Below are 16,869 nucleotides of genomic sequence, written 5' to 3' on the forward strand. Positions count from 1 at the left end.
ACCCGGCTGGCACCATGGGCGTCTTGACATCTTCCCCCTCCCGAAGGGAGGGGGATTCCTACGGCTCGCGCCGTGGGGTTTTCTGCTTCGTCGCCGACCGCCCGCCCGGAGTTCTCCGTTGAGGTCTTACACCGGCTCCACAGACCGACACGGCCAGCCCGGCCGCCAGAAGGTTCTCCGCCGCGTTCACATCCCGGTCGTGGACCGTGCCGCAGCCGTCGCACGTCCAGGTACGGACGCTCAGAGGCATCTTCTTTTGCAAGGTGCCGCAGGCGGAGCACAGCCTGGAGGAGGGGAAGAAGCGGTCGACCGCGATCACTTCCCGCCCGTACCAGGTGGCCTTGTACTCCAGCATGGAGCGGAACTCGCTCCAGCTCGCGTCCGAGATGGCCCGGGCGAGCGTGTGGTTCTTGACCATGTTGCGCACGGTCAGGTCCTCGATCACGAGCGTTTGGTTTTCACGCACGAGCCGAGTGGTCAGCTTGTGCAGGCTGTCTCGCCTGCGGTCGGTGATCCGGGCGTAGATCTTGGCGACCCTGATCCGGGCCTTGCGCCGGTTGGCTCCGTCGCCCCTGGCCTTTTTCGCGAGGTTTTGCTGGGCCTTGGCAAGACGGGTACGGTCGCGGCGCTCGTGCCTCGGGTTGGCGATCTTCTCGCCGGTGGAGAGGGTCAGCAGGTGATCCAGACCGACGTCGACGCCGACCGCCGTATCGGCGGCGGGCAGCGGTTTCACTCCCGGGTCCTCGCACAGCAGCGACACGAACCAGCGCCCTGCCGCGTCCTGCGACACGGTCACCGTGGAGGGCGTCGCCCCCTCGGGGAGCGGACGGGACCACACGAGGTCCAGCGGGTCGGCCATCTTCGCCAGCGTCAGCGTCCCCTCGCGGAAGCGGAAACCGCTGGTGGTGTACTCGGCGGACTTGCGGGACTTCTTCCGGCTCTTGAAGCGGGGGTACCTGGACCGCTTGCCGAAGAAATGGGTGAACGCCGCCTGCAGGTGGCGCAGGCTCTGCTGCAACGGCACGGAGGAGACTTCGGAGAGGTAGGCGAGTTCCTCGGTCTTCTTCCACGCGGTCAGCATCGCCGAGGTGGCGTTGTAGTTGACCCGCTCCTGCCGCGCCCATGCCTCGGTACGGGCGGTGAGGGCGAGGTTGTAGACCTTGCGCACGCAGCCGAATGTGCGCGACAGCTCAGCTGCCTGCGCCTCGGTTGGATGGAAGCGGTACTTGAAGGCCCGCTTCACGCACGTTTCGGTCACGCTCACAAACTAGCGTTATGGTGCCTTACCGCCAAACGTGCGGGTCAGAGCACCGGCATCCGCCCTGGGAGCGGATGCCGGCGTCTTTGTCCTGCTCCGCAGGGATCCGTTTCTCCCCCGCAAGCGGGGGCACCCCCACTCCGCCCCGAACGGCGGAGCATCCACGGAGGAACCTGATGAACATCATGCTGTTTCACTCGACCTACGGCCTTCGGCCCGCGGTGTCCCAAGCCGCGGACCGGCTGCGCGGCGCCGGACACGAGGTGTGGACGCCCGACCTCTTCGAGGGCCGTACGTTCGACACGGTCGAGGAGGGCATGGCCCACCAGGAGTCGATCGGCAGGGACGAGTTGCTGAGACGGGCCGTCCTCGCCGCCGCGCCCTACTCGGAGCGGGGGCTGGTGTACGCCGGCTTCTCCTTCGGCGCCTCGGTCGCCCAGACGCTGGCCCTCGGCGACGGCAGGGCGCGCGGGCTGCTGCTTCTGCACGGCACCTCGGACATCGCGGCCAACGCCCAGGTGGACGACCTGCCGGTGCAGCTGCACGTCGCCGAGCCGGACCCGTTCGAGACCGACGACTGGCTGAGCGCCTGGTACCTGCAGATGGGCCGCGCCGGAGCCGACGTCGAGGTGTACCGGTACGCCGGGGCCGGCCACATCTACACCGACCCCGACCTGCCGGACCACGACGAGGAGGCCGCCGAGGCCACCTGGCGGGTGGCGCTCGGCTTCCTCGACTCGCTGGAGGACTGATCCGGGGACGTCAGACCGGTCCGGGGCGTCAGACCGGGGTGTGGACGCGCTCGACCCGCTGCGTGCCGCTGCGGGTCCGGTACGAGCGGGCCCACGCGGAGGTGGCGGCCGGGTCGGTGCGGCCGGACAGCACGTAGTAGTCCATCTGCGTCCGCTCGGCGGTGACGTCCAGCACGCCGTAGCCGTGGCGGTCGGTGTCGACCCAGTGGACATGCCGGTTGGTGGCCCTGATCAGCGGTGAGGCGACCGTGGAGACGGTGCCCTCGGCAACCTTGACGATGTCGTCGAGGTTGTCGGAGGTGACCGAGGTGACGACGAACTCGGTGGCCGCCGACGGGGACAGCGGATAGGTGCCCGCGTTCACCGGTACGTCGTTGGCCCACGCCATGTGGATGTCGCCGGTGAGGAAGACCGTGTTGCCGATCGCGTTCGTCCGCAGATGGGTGAGGAGTTCGCGGCGGTCGTCGGTGTAGCCGTCCCACTGGTCGGTGTTGAGGGCGAGGCCCTCCTGCGGCAGGTCCAGCAGCTCGGCGAGCGGCTTCAGCAGACTGGCCGGGAGCGCGCCGAGGGCGAGCGGCGAGATCATCACCGAGGTGCCGACCAGCCGCCAGGCGGTGTCGGACGACGACAGTCCCGCCTTGAGCCAGTCGAGTTGGGCGCGGCCGGTGAGCGTGCGGTCCGGGTCGTCGACCTCGCCGTCGCCGAGTGCGGCCTGCTGGGAGCGGAAGGAACGCAGGTCCAGCAGCGAGAGGTCGGCGAGCTTGCCGAAGCGCAGTCGGCGGTAGGTGGTGCCGGCCAGCGCGGGGCGCACCGGCATCCACTCGAAGTAGGCCTGCTGGGCGGCGGCCTGACGGGCGGCCCAGGCGCCCTCCGCACCCTCGGTGTGGTTCTCGGCGCCGCCCGACCAGGCGTCGTTGGCGAACTCGTGGTCGTCCCAGATCGCCACGACCGGCGCCTTGGCGTGCAGTGCCTGGAGGTCGGGGTCGGTCTTGTACGTCGCGTGCCGGACGCGGTAGTCGGCGAGGGTGACGATCTCGTGGGCGGGCGCGTGCGGGCGGACGGTCCTGCCGCGGGTGCCGTACTCGCCGGTGCCGTACTCGTAGATGTAGTCACCGAGGTGCAGCCAGGCGTCCAGGTCGCCGCGGGCCGCGAGATGGCGGTACGCCGAGAAGTGCCCGGCCTCCCAGTTGGCGCAGGAGACCACGCCGAAGCGCAGACCGGTCACCGCGGCGTCGGCGGCCGGGGCGGTGCGGGTACGGGCGACGGGGGAGTCGGTGCCGCCGGCGGAGAAGCGGAACCAGTAGTCGGTGGCCGGCCTGAGGCCGCGGATGTCGGCCTTGACGGTGTGGTCGGAGGCGGCGGTGGCGCGGGTCGAGCCCCTCGCGACGACCGTGCTGAACGCCTTGTCCAGGGCGACGGTCCAGCCGACCTCGGTGTCCGGGCCGAGTCCGGAGCCGGGTATCGCCTCCGGCGTCGGCGTCACCCGCGTCCATAGCAGGACGCCGTCCGGCAGCGGGTCGCCGGAGGCCAGCCCGTGCAGGAAGGCGGGGGCCTGGGCGGTGGCGGCGCGGGCGGCCGGCGCGGCGGCGAGCGGCCCCGCCAGGACCGCGCCGGCGGCAGCCGCCTTGACGACCGTACGGCGGCGCGGAGCAAGGGAGTCGGAGTCCGCGACGGCGGAGAAGGTGCTCTCGGATGATCTGTGTCGACTGGTCACAGCCGATCAGGTTACTGACAGGTACGCGCGAGAGCGGGCGAACTCACAAAAGTTCGCCCGCTCTTCGGCGCGGGGTCGGCCGGCCGGGGGTCAGGCCTTGAGGGCCTTGTCGATCGCCGCGGTGAACTCGGGGGCCGTCATGGGCGCGTTCTGCCCGTCCGCCCCGGTGAGCTTCTTGCCGTCCATCATCAGCGTCGGGGTGCCCTTGACGTCGCTGTCGTCGAACTTCTTGGACATCTCCAGCGCCCACCTGTCGTAGGTGCCGTTCTCCACGGCCGTCTGGAACTTCTTGTTGTCCTTCAGTTCCTCGACGGAGTTCGCCACCTTGATCAGGTAGGAGTCGTCCTTGAACGTGTCCTGGCTCTCCGCGGGGTGGAACTCGGCCGAGTAGAGCGCGGCCTTGTAGGCGAGGAACGCCTCGGGGCTGACGTTCAGCGCGGCGCCCATGGCGCTCAGGGCGTTCTTGGAGCCCTCGCCGGTCAGGTTGCGGTCCAGGAACGAGGCGCCGATGAACTGGACCTTGTACTTGCCGTCCGCGACGTCCTTCTGGATCGTCTCACCGACGCCCTGCTCGAACGTGGCGCAGATCGGGCAGCGCGGGTCCTCGTACAGCTCCAGGGTCTTCTTCGCGTCGGCCTTGCCGACGACGACGGTCGTGCCGTTCTCGCCGCTGCTGTTGGCCGGCTTGACGAGCTTGGCGTCCTCCGCGGCCTCCCACGCGCTGGGCTGGTTGGCCTGGACGATGAGGTAGCCGGCGCCGCCGGCTATCGCCAGGACGCCGACGATCGAGCCGGCGACGATGAGCTGACGCTTGACCTTGGCCTTCTTGGCCTCGCGCTCGCGCTCGACGCGCAGACGCTCACGGGCCGCCGTCTTCGCCGACTGGCTGTTCCGTTTGCTCATGGTGATGCTCTCCACGGGGGACGCGCACAGTGTTGTGCGGGATGTGTACGGGGGGACTGCAGATGCTCGGACTCGGGCCGCCGACGCCGGGGCGGAGGGTCGCCTCAGCCTCAGCCTCAGACGCCTCAGCCTCGGACGCCTCAGCCTCAGACGCCTCAGGCGAAGGCGGCGGAGCGCGGCGGTCCGCGTCGTCCCAGGGAGTGCACGAGGAACCGGTCCACGGCCGTGGTGGTCCGGAGGGCCGGGCGATGCGGCCGACGGGCCTTCGGGGCCCGGTGCACGGTCACCGCGGCGACCGCCAGCAGCAGCGGCCGGAACGTGTTCGCCGCCATCGCGCCCAGCAACTGGGCCAGCGCGCGCTCGCCGCGGTACAGCCAGGCGGCGGCCAGCAGGCCGACGCCGATGTGCGCGCCGAGCAGCAGCCAGGCGGTGGCGGGACCGGCCTGGGCGAACAGGCCCACGAACCGGTCACCGCCGTCGGCCGCGGTGCCGGCCACCCGGGCCAGCGGGGTGCCCACACTGCCGCCGTCGCCGCACAGGAGGTCGAGGCCGACCGAGCGCAGCGGGCCCGCGACCGGGCCGCCCATCCGTCCGTAACAGAGGTGCTGCCCGGTGGTGAACACGGTGTCGGCGGCGAGCTCCAGCGGGATCAGCAGGGCGGCGATCCGCCCGAAGGAGCCCTCCCGGCCCGCGAGCGCGTAGGCCAGGACGAACACGGCGGCGGCGATCACCGCCACCGTGTTCAGCGGCAGCGGGGCCCCGGACAGCAGCACGTGCGACGCGGCGCTGAGGGTCACGACCATGGTCGTGAACAGCGCCGCGCGCACGGCTCTGAGCGGGGCTCCGGGTATGTCCATGATGGGAACGAGTGTGTCACGTGCTCCGGTAAGGGATCCCTAAAGGGGTCCTGTGGACTGTGTCTCCCCGGCGGGCTGTGCCTCCCCGGGCGGGAGGAAGGTCACAGGCCCGGGATCCTGCCGTTGCGGAACAGGTCCAGGAAGATCTGGTGGTCACGGCGCGCGCGTGCGCCGTAGGTGTGCGCGAAATCGACCAGCAGGGGCTCCAGCCCGTCCTCGTCGGCCGCGATCGCCGCGTCGATGGCGCGCTCGGTGGAGAACGGCACCAGGGACTCGCCGGAGGTGTCGTCCGCGGCCGCGTGCATCGTGGCCGTGGCCCGGCCGAGGTCGGCGACGACCTGGGCCATCTCCTCCGGCTCGTCGATGTCGCCCCAGTCCAGGTCCACGGCGTACGGCGAGACCTCGGCGACCAGCTGCCCCGCGCCGTCCAGCTCGGTCCAGCCCAGCCACGGGTCGGCGTGCGCCTGCAGGGCGCGCTGGGAGATCACCGTGCGGTGGCCCTCGTGCCGGAAGTAGTCCCGGATCGCCTGATCGGTGATGTGCCGGGAGACGGCCGGGGTCTGGGCCTGCTTGATGTAGATCACGACGTCGTTCTCCAGGGCGTCGCTGTGCCCCTCCAGCAGGATGTTGTACGACGGCAGCCCGGCCGAGCCGATGCCGATGCCGCGGCGGCCCACGACGTCCTTCACCCGGTAGGAGTCCGGGCGGGCCAGCGAGGCGTCCGGCAGCGTCTCCAGGTAGCCGTCGAAGGCGGCGAGGACCTTGTAGCGGGTGGCGGCGTCGAGCTCGACCGCGCCGCCGCCGGAGGCGAAGCGGCGCTCGAAGTCACGGATGACGGTCATCGAGTCCAGCAGCCCGAAACGGGTCAGCGAACGGGCGTCGCGCAGCGCGTCGAGCAGCGGCCCCTGCGCGGTGTCCAGCGTGAACGGCGGCACCTCGTCGCTCTTCGCCCCGGTCGCCAGCGCGTGGACGCGCTCCCGGTACGCGGCCGTGTAGATCCGCACCAGCTCGGTGATCTGCTCGTCGCTGAGCGCCTTCGCGTACCCGATCAGCGCCATGGAGGCGGCGAAGCGCTTGAGGTCCCAGGTGAAGGGGCCGACGTAGGCCTCGTCGAAGTCGTTGACGTTGAAGACCAGGCGGCCGTTGGAGTCCATGTACGTGCCGAAGTTCTCCGCGTGCAGATCGCCGTGGATCCACACCCGGGACGTCCGTTCGTCCAGGTACGGTCCGCCCCGCTTCTCCGCGTTCTGATCATGGTAGAAGAGGCACGCCGTGCCCCGGTAGAACGCGAACGCCGAGGCCGCCATCTTCCGGAACTTCACGCGGAACGCGGCCGGGTCGGCGGCCAGGAGTTCGCCGAAGGCGGTGTCGAGAACGGCGAGGATCTCCTCGCCGCGGTGCTCGTCGTCGAGCTGCGGGACCGACATCGCTGAGTGCCTCCTGGTGCGGGACGTCCGGGAACGGCTGATCCGTCCCCTGCCTAACGCGCGGCGCGTCACGGGAGTGCCCGCGCCACTCGCCAGAAGGTACGACGGCGGAGCCTGTAGGTGTCAGTGCCGGAGCATAGACTTCGACGTTGATTACCGGAGAGCCCACCTGCCCGTCACTCACTGCCCACCCGTCACCCGACCACCGCCCCTCAACGAGGCGCTCCGCGCCACAGCAATCATCCTTGGAGGCCGTACCGTGCCGAAGTCGCCCTTCACGCACCTGCACGTCCACACCCAGTACTCGCTGCTGGACGGTGCCGCGCGGCTGACGGACATGTTCAACGCCTGCAACGAGATGGGCATGAGCCACATCGCCATGTCCGACCACGGCAACCTGCACGGCGCGTACGACTTCTTCCACAGTGCGCAGAAGGCCGGAGTCACCCCGATCATCGGGATCGAGGCGTATGTCGCGCCCGAGTCGCGGCGCACCAAGCGCAAGGTCCAGTGGGGCCAGCCGCACCAGAAGCGGGACGACGTCTCCGGTTCCGGCGGTTACACCCACAAGACCATCTGGGCGGTCGACAGCACGGGCCTGCACAACCTCTTCCGGCTCTCCTCCGACGCGTACGCCGAGGGCTGGCTGCAGAAGTGGCCCCGGATGGACAAGGAAAGCATCGCCCAGTGGTCCACCGGGCTCGTCGCCTCCACCGGCTGCCCCTCCGGTGAGGTCCAGACCCGGCTGCGCCTCGGCCACTTCGACGAGGCGGTCAAGGCGGCCGCCGAGTACCAGGACATCTTCGGCAAGGACCGGTACTTCCTGGAGCTGATGGACCACGGCATCGACATCGAGCACCGGGTCCGCGACGGCCTCCTGGAGATCGGCAAGAAGCTCGGCATCCCGCCCCTGGTCACCAACGACTCGCACTACACGTACGCGCACGAGGCGACCGCCCACGACGCGCTGCTGTGCATCCAGACCGGCAAGAACCTCTCCGACCCCGACCGCTTCAGGTTCGACGGCACCGGCTACTACCTCAAGTCCACCGAGGAGATGTACGCCATCGACTCCTCGGACGCCTGGCAGCAGGGCTGCGACAACACCAGGCTGATCGCCGAGATGGTCGACACCACGGGCATGTTCGAGAAGCGCGACCTGATGCCCAAGTTCGACATTCCGGAGGGGTACACCGAGGTCAGCTGGTTCCGCGAGGAGACCCTGCGCGGCATGCACCGCCGCTTCCCGGGCGGCATCCCGGACGACCGCATGAAGCAGGTCGAGTACGAGATGGACACCATCATCTCGATGGGCTTCCCCGGGTACTTCCTCGTCGTCGCCGACTTCATCATGTGGGCCAAGAAGCAGGGCATCGCGGTCGGCCCCGGCCGTGGCTCCGCCGCCGGCTCGATCGTCGCCTACGCCCTCGGCATCACCGACCTCGACCCGATCCCGCACGGCCTGATCTTCGAGCGGTTCCTCAACCCCGAGCGCGTCTCCATGCCCGACGTCGACATCGACTTCGACGAGCGCAGGCGCGTCGAGGTGATCCGGTACGTGACGGAGAAGTACGGCGCCGACAAGGTCGCCATGATCGGCACCTACGGCAAGATCAAGGCGAAGAACGCCATCAAGGACTCCGCGCGCGTGCTGGGCTACCCGTACGCCATGGGCGACCGGCTCACCAAGGCCATGCCCGCCGACGTCCTGGGCAAGGGCATCGACCTCGACGGCATCACCAACCCCTCGCACCCGCGGTACAACGAAGCGGGCGAGATCCGGTCGATGTACGAGAACGAGCCGGACGTGAAGAAGGTCATCGACACCGCCAAGGGCGTCGAGGGCCTGGTCCGGCAGATGGGCGTGCACGCGGCCGGCGTGATCATGTCCAGCGAGCCGATCGTCGACCACGCCCCGCTCTGGACGCGGCACACCGACGGCGTGACCATCACACAGTGGGACTACCCCCAGTGCGAGTCGCTCGGGCTCCTGAAGATGGACTTCCTGGGCCTGCGCAACCTCACCATCATGGACGACGCCATCAAGATGGTGAAGGCCAACAAGGGTATCGACCTGGAGATGCTCGCCCTCCCGCTGGACGACCCCAAGACCTTCGAACTGCTCTGCCGCGGTGACACCCTCGGCGTCTTCCAGTTCGACGGCGGCCCGATGCGCTCGCTGCTCCGCCAGATGCAGCCCGACAACTTCGAGGACATCTCCGCCGTCTCGGCCCTCTACCGGCCGGGCCCGATGGGCATGAACTCGCACATCAACTACGCGGAGCGCAAGAACGGCCGCCAGGAGATCACACCGATCCACAAGGAACTGGAGGAGCCGCTCCAGGAGGTGCTGTCGGTCACCTACGGCCTGATTGTCTACCAGGAGCAGGTGCAGAAGGCCGCCCAGATCATCGCGGGCTACTCGCTCGGCGAGGCCGACATCCTCCGCCGCGTGATGGGCAAGAAGAAGCCCGAGGAACTGGCGAAGAACTTCGTCCTCTTCCAGGCGGGCGCCCGTAAGAACAACTACAGCGACGAGGCGATCCAGGCCCTGTGGGACGTGCTGGTCCCCTTCGCCGGCTACGCGTTCAACAAGGCCCACTCCGCCGCGTACGGCCTGGTGTCGTACTGGACCGGGTACCTCAAGGCGAACTACCCGGCCGAGTACATGGCCGCGCTGCTCACCTCGGTCAAGGACGACAAGGACAAGTCGGCCGTCTACCTCAACGAGTGCCGTCGCATGGGCATCAAGGTGCTCCCGCCGAACGTCAACGAGTCCGAGTCGAACTTCGCCGCGCAGGGCGACGAGGTGATCCTCTTCGGCCTCTCCGCGGTCCGCAACGTCGGCACCAACGTCGTCGAGTCGATCATCAAGAGCCGCAAGGCCAAGGGGAAGTACGCCTCCTTCCCGGACTACCTCGACAAGGTCGAGGCGGTCGTCTGCAACAAGCGGACCACGGAGTCGCTGATCAAGGCGGGCGCCTTCGACTCCATGGGGCACACCCGCAAGGGCCTCACCGCCCACTACGAGCCGATGATCGACAACGTGGTCGCGGTCAAGCGCAAGGAGGCCGAGGGACAGTTCGACCTCTTCGGAGGCATGGGCGAGCAGGAGACCAGCGAGCCCGGCTTCGGCCTCGACATCACCTTCACCGACGACGAGTGGGACAAGACCTACCTGCTCGCGCAGGAGCGGGAGATGCTCGGCCTGTACGTCTCCGACCACCCGCTCTTCGGACTGGAGCACGTCCTGTCCGACAAGGCCGACGCGGGCATCTCCCAGCTCACCGGCGGTGACTTCGGCGACGGCGCGGTGGTCACCATCGGCGGCATCATCTCGGGCCTCCAGCGTAAGATGACCAAGCAGGGCAACGCCTGGGCGATCGCCACCGTGGAGGACCTCGCCGGTTCCCTCGAGTGCATGTTCTTCCCCGCGACCTACCAGCTCGTCTCGACCCAACTCGTCGAGGACGCCGTGGTGTTCGTCAAGGGCAGGCTCGACAAGCGCGAGGACGTGCCGCGCCTGGTCGCCATGGAACTCCAGGTGCCCGACCTGTCCAACGCGGGCACCAACGCGCCCGTCGTGCTCACCATCCCGGCCACCAGGGTCACCCCGCCGATGGTCAGCCGCCTCGGCGAGATCCTCGGCCACCACAAGGGCGACAGCGAGGTCCGCATCAGGCTCCAGGGGCCGACGAAGACGACGGTGCTGCGCCTGGACCGGCACCGGGTCAAGCCGGACCCCGCCCTGTTCGGCGACCTCAAGGTCCTCCTCGGCCCGTCCTGCCTGGCGGGCTAGTAGCCCGAGGGGCCCCGAGGGACGGTGCGCGCCGGGTCCGGTCGGCCGGCGTGGGGGAAGAGACGCCCACGACGTAAGAGGGGGTGCGCCCGGTGACGGGCGCACCCCTCTGCAGGTACCGTGCGCGGGGCGCTCAACGGCGCCTCACGCAGGTGTCAGTTGTGGCCGAAGCGCTTCTGCCGGCCCTTGCGGGCGACGTCGCCGGGAGTGATCTGCGGGCCGTGCTGCTCGGTCTGCGGCTCCGCAGCGGCCGGCTGTGTCGCCTGCTGGGAGCGCCCGGTCGGCTGCTGCTTCCGTTCACGGTTCTTGTTCTTGGCCATGGTGATGCCTCCTGTGGGGGATCTAGGGGCCAGGGCCGGGACCAGACTCACATAGCCGAATGATGGTCGCATGTCGGACAATTACCGTGTGTGACAGGGTGAGTGGGCGAAGGAAGTGTGGAAACGCCACGCCGAAGATCGAGTTCGGGCCGTTAACCCCGGCACGGTCGGGCAGACTCGAAGCAAGCCCGAAGCAAACCTCCCGGAAAGAGGGTGGATCGCGTGGACCGCTGCATCGTCCTGGTGGACGCCGGGTATCTGCTGGGGGCCGCCGCCAGTCTCCTCGCCGGGGAGCCCTCGCGGTCCCGCATCACCGTCGATCACGCCGCCCTCATCCAGGGGCTGCGCGACCGTGCCGAGTCCGACACGAGTCAGCCCCTGCTGCGGATCTACTGGTTCGACGGCGCCCCCGACCGCGTGCCGCAGCCCGAGCACCGCCGGCTGCGGGTGATGCCCAGGGTGACCGTCCGGCTCGGAGCCCTCACGCGCAGTGACGGCCGTTGGGCGCAGAAGGGCGTGGACGCCGCCATGCACGCCGAGTTGACCGAGCTGGCCCGCAACCGCGCCTGTTCCGACATCGTCCTGGTCACCGGCGACGGCGACCTGCTGCCCGGCATGATGGCGGCCAAGGAGCACGGTGTCGCCGTCCACCTGTGGGCCGTACAGGCCGCCGACGGCGACTACAACCAGTCCGAGGACCTGGTCGCCGAGGCCGACGAACGCCGGGTGCTGGACCGTGCGTGGATCACCAAGGCGGTGCGGGCCAAGGACTTCTCCGGGGTGTGCGCCCCGCCGCCCCCCGCCCGTCCCGACATCGCGGCGATCCTCTCCGCCCCGCTGCCGGAGTCCGCGCCGGCCGCCGAGCAGGCCGAGCAGGAACCCCCGCACCCGGGCGGCGCCGGACACAACGGCACCGGCGAGCGGTCGCCCGCCACCAAGGGCGTACCCACCCCCAAGGACCTGGCGGCCCTCCGCGGCCCCAGTGCCCCGCACCCCCAGCAGCCGCAGTCCGCCACCCTGCGCTGGTCCTCCGACAAGGGCTGGGTCGACCGGTCCGTCACCGAGCCCGCCGACGCCGCCTCGTTGCCGACGCTCGCCCAGCTGACCTCCGCGGAGCAGCGATGGGCCGACCGTGAGGAGGACATCACCACGGTCGGCGGAGACCCCTTCGAGGTGGGACAGGTCTTCGCCCGCCGCTGGGTGGACCGGCTCGGGGACCAGAGCGGCATCCAGAAACTGTCCGCCATGTACCCCCGCATCCCGCACCGCGTCGACGGCGAGCTGCTGCGCTACGCCGCCCGCTTCGGCCTGCTCGCCCACAAGGACGACCAGATCGACGAACGCGACCGGTACGCCATCCGCGCGGGCTTCTGGCGCGAGCTGGACCTGCGCACGGGAACGGAGCGCGCCGCGGCCGCGGAGTGACCGAGGGCCCGCCCGGTGCCCGTGCCACCGTGCGGGGACGGAGCTTCGCGGCGGGTTCGGCGGGTACGACGGGTCTGTTGTTCCGCCGGTGTTTTTGGGGCGGTCGGCCGACCCGGGAGCGGAACCGGGCCGCGGACCCCGTAGTCTCGTTCCTTGTGAGCACGCGCGCGGTACACGCATTCCGGCACGATGGCGACATCGTGTGCGCGGTGCGCGGGCTGACCAAGACGTATCCGGCGGCCCGCGGACGCCGCGGGGTCCCGGCGACCCCCGAGGTCCGGGCCACCGACGACGTGACGCTCGACGTCCGGCGCGGTGAGATCTTCGGACTGCTCGGGCCGAACGGGGCCGGCAAGTCCACCCTGGTGCGACAGCTCACCGGTCTGATGCGGCCCGACCACGGCAGCGTGCGGATCCTCGGCCACGACATCGTGCGCCACCCCGAGCGCGCCGCGCGGATCCTCGCCTACCTCGGGCAGGAGTCCACCGCGCTCGACGAGCTGACGGTCTCCCTCGCCGTCGAGACCACCGCGCGCCTGCGCGGCCTCGACGTGAAGCGGGCTCGTGCGGACCGCGACGCCGTCCTCGACGAACTGGAACTCACCCCGATCGCCGGACGCCCCCTGAAGAAGCTGTCCGGCGGTCAGCGCCGGCTGGCCTGCTTCGCCACCGCGCTGGTGGGGGAGCGGCCGCTGCTGGTGCTCGACGAACCCACCTCCGGGATGGACCCGGTGGCGCGGCGCGCCGTGTGGTCCGCCGTCGACCGGCGCCGGGGCGAGCACGGCACCACCGTGCTGCTGGTCACCCACAACGTCATCGAGGCCGAGACCGTCCTCGACCGGGTCGCCGTCCTGGACCGGGGCCGGGTGATCGCCTGTGACAGCCCGGCCGGGCTGAAGGAGCGGGTCGCGGGCGAGGTGCGGGTCGACCTGGTGTGGCGCGAGGCGGCCCCGCTGCACGTGCCCGAGGTGGCCGCGCTCGTGGACCGCGCCGTCGCGTCGGGCCGCCGCTGGACGCTGCGGCTCGGACCCGAGGAGGCCCGTACGGTCGTCGCCACCGTCACCGGCGGCGCCGCCTTCGCCGCGCTGGACGACTTCACGCTCGCCACGCCCAGTCTGGAGGACGTGTACCTGGCGCTGGGCGGTGCCGTGCGGCAGGGACTGGTGAAGGCGTGAGCGACGGCGGGGCGCCGAGCGCACCGGGCGCCGTGTCCGTACGGAACAGGACGACTGCCGGAGTGGATGCGAGTGGATCTCCGGCCGAACCTCCGAGGGAACCTCCGTCGGAATGGGAAGGGGAGCAGCGCGACGTGAGTGTCGTACCCGCCGATGTCCTGCCGGGCGGCGCCCCGGCCGCGGAGGAGGCCGCGCCGGAGCCGGCCGTACTCGGACCGCGGGCGCGGCTGTGGCCCGCACTGGCGGCCGTGTACCGGGCGCAGCTGTCCCGGGCGCGGGTGGCGCGGATCCCGCTGCTGTTCGTGGCGACCTTCCAGTCCGTCGGGATCATGATCCTGATGCGCGGGGTCGTGGACGGCGGCGGTGAGGCGCGGGCGGTGGTCGCTGGATCGTCCGTCCTGGTCGTCGCCTTCGTCGCGCTCAACCTGCTCGCGCAGTACTTCGGACAGCTGCGGGCCGGCGGCGGCCTCGACCACTACGCGACCCTGCCCGTCCCGCCGGCGGCGGTGGTGCTGGGGGCCGCCGGCGCCTACGCCTCGTTCACCGTGCCGGGGACCGTGGTGACCGCGGCCTTCGGGTGCGTGCTCTTCGGGCTGCCGCTGACGCATCTGTGGGTGCTGGCCGCGGTGATCCCGCTCTCGGGAGCTGCGCTCGCCGGGCTGGGGGCCGCGCTGGGGCTGCTCGCGCCGCGGGCCGAGTTGGCCACGCTCCTCGGCCAGCTGGGCATGTCGGCGGCACTGCTGCTGGGCGTGCTGCCGGCGGAGCGGATGCCGGAGGCGGTACGCCTGGTCCGGGACCTGCTGCCGTCGACGTACGGCGTCGAGGCCCTCGCACGGACCTTCGCGCCGCATCCCGACTGGGCCCTGGTCCTGGGCGACCTCGCGGTGTGCGGGGTGGTCGGTGTGCTCTCGCTGGCCGTGGCGACCTGGGCGTACCGCAGGGCCGCTGTCCGGTGACGCGCCGCGCAGCCGGGCCTGGCACGATGTCAGGGTGAGCGCACCTCTGACACCACCACCGCCTCCGCACGGCCGTTCTCCGCACGGCGGGTGGCAGCCCCCGTCCGCCGGCCAGGTGGCCGCCGCCTCCGCGGACGGGTCCGCCGGTCACGGCCGTACCGGACACGCCGGATTCGCCGTGCCCGCCGGATTCGCCGGGCACGGTGGCCAGGGTGACCACGCCGGCTACGGCTGGTACGAACAGGACGGCCCCGGGATGAGGACGGAACTGCGCGAGGCCGCCGTGACCGCGGTGGCGGTGGCGCTCGGCGGGGTGCTGCTCGGCGTGCTGTGGTGGTGGCTGGCGCCACGCGTGCCGCTGACGGGCGATGTCGTGGGCGACAACTGGGTCGTCTACCTCAAGGACACCGAGGGCGAGCAGGCCATCGGGGTGGACGGGACGTTCACGCTGCTCGCCCTGGGGCTCGGTGCGGTGAGCGCGCTCGCCGTGTTCCTCGTGCGGCGGCGCGGGGGCGTGCCGCTGGTGGTGGCGCTCGGGGTCGGCGGGCTGCTCGGCTCGTTGCTGGCGTGGCGGCTCGGGGTGTGGCTCGGGCCCGCGCAGGACGTCGTCGCCCACGCGAAGCAGGTGGGCGCAGGGGTGACCTTCGAGGCGCCGCTGAAGCTGAGCGCCAAAGGAGCGCTGCTGGCCTGGCCGTTCGCCGGGCTGGTCGTCCACCTGGGCCTGACCGCGCTCTTCGGCCCCCGCGACCCCGACCCCTTCCCGCCGGCGGACCTCTCCGTACCGCAGCGGCCGGACGGCGGGGCCCCGGGAGCGTAGCTCCCCGGCGGGGCGGGGCGTGCGGGGGCCCGGTTCAGGCGGGACCGCCTGCCGTGGTTCGCGCGGCCCTTCCTGGTGCGCCACTTGCGTTTGCGGGTCCTCCCCGACAAGCCCCGACAAGTCCCGACGTGCCTCTTCTCATCAGCGGAAGAAGCGGGGCCCGTCGAGGGTTCAGACACGCCCGATCGGGGCGAGCACCGCCGCGGTCAGCTCGGCCAGGTCGCCCGGGGCGAGCTCGACCTCCAGGCCGCGGCGGCCGGCCGAGACACAGATCGTCTCGTGCAGGCCGGCCGATTCGTCCAGCACCGTCCGGAGCCTCTTGCGCTGGCCCAGGGGCGAGATGCCGCCGCGGACGTAGCCCGTGGTGCGTTCCGCGAGGGCGGGGTCGGCCATCGCGGCACGCTTGCCGCCCACCGCCGCCGCCAGGCCCTTCAGGTCCAGCTGCCCCGCCACCGGGACCACCGCCACCGTCAGCACGCCGTCGACGTCCGCCACCAGCGTCTTGAAGACGCGGTCCGGGGAGACGCCCATCGCCTCGGCCGCCTCCTCGCCGTAGGACGGGTGCGCCGGGTCGTGGTCGTAGGAGTGGACCGTGAACGGCACCCCGGCCGCGGTGAGCGCCACCGTCGCGGGCGTTCCGCCCGGCTGCTGCTTCTTGGACTTCCTGGCCATTCCCGCCCCTGCCGCCGCTGCCGCTGTCCTTGCCGCTGTTCCTGCCGCCTCAGTTGAGATTCGTCGGTCCGCGGGTCAGGTCGGACGCGGGCAACGACGGCAGGTGGCGGATGACGGCCGTCTCCGTGCGAAGGAGCCGCAGCTCGTCGCGGAGCCGGGACGCGGTGTCCGGTGCCTGGAGCAGACGCTGCTTGGTCGGCGTGTCGAGCATCATCGCGGCGGCGACCAGGTACGACACCACCCCCGGCTCGTCCGGCAGTTCCGCGCCGGTCGTCAGCGACCGTTCCCGCGCCCCCGCCAGCCGCTTCTGGTACTGGCGGAACGCCCGCAGCACCCCCTCCGCGAGCGCCCCCGCCTCCTCGCCGGGCTCCTCGGCCAGCGGTTCCAGCTCGGCCGTCAGGAACGGTCCGGAAGCGTCGACCGACAGGAGGCGCATCCGGGTCGTCCCCGTCGCCAGCACCTCGAAGGTGCCGTCGGACCGCTCCCGGATCGTGGCCGCGTCGGCCACACAGCCCACCTTGTGGAAGGCCCGCAGCGGGTCCGGTCCGAAGCCCGCCGCCGGGCCCTGTTCGGGCACGGACGTGGGGTCCGGCATGCCGGGGGCGCTCGGGGCGAGCTCGTGGCCGTCGCGGATCGCCACGACGACGAACCGGCGCGGCTCGTCCTCGGGGGTCTTCAGAAGCTCGCGCATCATGGCGCGATAGCGCTCCTCGAAGACGTTGAGCGGAAGCACGAGCCCCGGGAACAGTACCGAGTTCAGGGGGAAGAGCGGGAGCCGGACGGTGGTCACGACG

The 16,869-nt window shown here is 71.0% G+C and carries 14 protein-coding genes; 6 read left to right on the top strand and 8 right to left on the bottom strand.

The window, feature by feature from the left end:
* Window positions 1–58: 58 nt before the first annotated feature.
* Complete coding sequence (locus tag ACTWJ9_RS25240) at window positions 59–1,264, bottom strand: RNA-guided endonuclease InsQ/TnpB family protein (RefSeq protein ID WP_443294810.1); 1,206 nt, start codon at window positions 1,262–1,264, stop codon at window positions 59–61.
* A gap of 170 nt (window positions 1,265–1,434) precedes the next feature.
* On the opposite strand from ACTWJ9_RS25240, the gene ACTWJ9_RS25245 reads away from it, so the two are divergent.
* On the top strand, window positions 1,435–2,010 hold the full coding sequence (locus tag ACTWJ9_RS25245; RefSeq protein ID WP_279336553.1) for a dienelactone hydrolase family protein: 576 nt from the start codon (window positions 1,435–1,437) through the stop codon (window positions 2,008–2,010).
* Window positions 2,011–2,038: 28 nt separating this feature from the next.
* Here ACTWJ9_RS25245 and ACTWJ9_RS25250 read toward each other — a convergent pair whose 3' ends face one another.
* The 4 genes from ACTWJ9_RS25250 to ACTWJ9_RS25265 all read right to left on the bottom strand — a co-directional run bounded on the left by ACTWJ9_RS25250 (window position 2,039) and on the right by ACTWJ9_RS25265 (window position 6,911).
* Entirely contained in the window at window positions 2,039–3,724 is a 1,686-nt protein-coding gene (locus ACTWJ9_RS25250) for an alkaline phosphatase D family protein (RefSeq protein WP_387037942.1), read from the bottom strand.
* A 90-nt stretch (window positions 3,725–3,814) separates the two neighbouring features.
* Entirely contained in the window at window positions 3,815–4,627 is an 813-nt protein-coding gene (locus ACTWJ9_RS25255) for a thioredoxin domain-containing protein (RefSeq protein WP_279336555.1), read from the bottom strand.
* 155 nt (window positions 4,628–4,782) lie between these two features.
* Window positions 4,783–5,484, bottom strand: coding sequence for a hypothetical protein (locus ACTWJ9_RS25260; RefSeq protein ID WP_279336556.1), 702 nt, complete (start codon window positions 5,482–5,484; stop codon window positions 4,783–4,785).
* Window positions 5,485–5,585: 101 nt separating this feature from the next.
* Window positions 5,586–6,911, bottom strand: a complete 1,326-nt coding sequence (locus ACTWJ9_RS25265) for a DUF2252 domain-containing protein (RefSeq protein ID WP_279336557.1) — start codon at window positions 6,909–6,911, stop codon at window positions 5,586–5,588.
* 259 nt (window positions 6,912–7,170) lie between these two features.
* On the opposite strand from ACTWJ9_RS25265, the gene dnaE reads away from it, so the two are divergent.
* Window positions 7,171–10,710, top strand: coding sequence for a DNA polymerase III subunit alpha (gene dnaE / locus ACTWJ9_RS25270; RefSeq protein ID WP_279336558.1), 3,540 nt, complete (start codon window positions 7,171–7,173; stop codon window positions 10,708–10,710).
* Window positions 10,711–10,865: 155 nt separating this feature from the next.
* Here the strand turns inward: dnaE and ACTWJ9_RS25275 are convergent, their stop codons facing one another.
* Window positions 10,866–11,030 carry a hypothetical protein gene (locus ACTWJ9_RS25275; protein ID WP_279336559.1) on the bottom strand — a complete coding sequence of 55 codons (165 nt, stop codon included), beginning with the start codon at window positions 11,028–11,030 and terminating at the stop codon, window positions 10,866–10,868.
* 222 nt (window positions 11,031–11,252) lie between these two features.
* On the opposite strand from ACTWJ9_RS25275, the gene ACTWJ9_RS25280 reads away from it, so the two are divergent.
* The 4 genes from ACTWJ9_RS25280 to ACTWJ9_RS25295 all read left to right on the top strand — a co-directional run bounded on the left by ACTWJ9_RS25280 (window position 11,253) and on the right by ACTWJ9_RS25295 (window position 15,403).
* Complete coding sequence (locus ACTWJ9_RS25280; protein WP_279336560.1) at window positions 11,253–12,455, top strand: NYN domain-containing protein; 1,203 nt, start codon at window positions 11,253–11,255, stop codon at window positions 12,453–12,455.
* Window positions 12,456–12,655: 200 nt separating this feature from the next.
* Window positions 12,656–13,630, top strand: a complete 975-nt coding sequence (locus tag ACTWJ9_RS25285; RefSeq protein WP_279338095.1) for an ABC transporter ATP-binding protein — start codon at window positions 12,656–12,658, stop codon at window positions 13,628–13,630.
* Window positions 13,631–13,764: 134 nt separating this feature from the next.
* Entirely contained in the window at window positions 13,765–14,586 is an 822-nt protein-coding gene (locus ACTWJ9_RS25290) for an ABC transporter permease (RefSeq protein ID WP_279336561.1), read from the top strand.
* Between the two features lie 34 nt (window positions 14,587–14,620).
* Window positions 14,621–15,403 carry an AAA family ATPase gene (locus ACTWJ9_RS25295; RefSeq protein ID WP_443294812.1) on the top strand — a complete coding sequence of 261 codons (783 nt, stop codon included), beginning with the start codon at window positions 14,621–14,623 and terminating at the stop codon, window positions 15,401–15,403.
* A 171-nt stretch (window positions 15,404–15,574) separates the two neighbouring features.
* Here the strand turns inward: ACTWJ9_RS25295 and ybaK are convergent, their stop codons facing one another.
* Together ybaK and ACTWJ9_RS25305 are read right to left on the bottom strand one after the other, a co-directional pair.
* Entirely contained in the window at window positions 15,575–16,075 is a 501-nt protein-coding gene (gene ybaK / locus ACTWJ9_RS25300) for a Cys-tRNA(Pro) deacylase (protein WP_279336563.1), read from the bottom strand.
* A 49-nt stretch (window positions 16,076–16,124) separates the two neighbouring features.
* Window positions 16,125–16,865, bottom strand: a complete 741-nt coding sequence (locus tag ACTWJ9_RS25305) for an LON peptidase substrate-binding domain-containing protein (protein ID WP_279336564.1) — start codon at window positions 16,863–16,865, stop codon at window positions 16,125–16,127.
* Window positions 16,866–16,869: the final 4 nt, after the last annotated feature.

It is taken from the genome of Streptomyces sp. GDS52, assembly GCF_052246875.1.
Lineage (GTDB): Bacteria > Actinomycetota > Actinomycetes > Streptomycetales > Streptomycetaceae > Streptomyces > Streptomyces cathayae.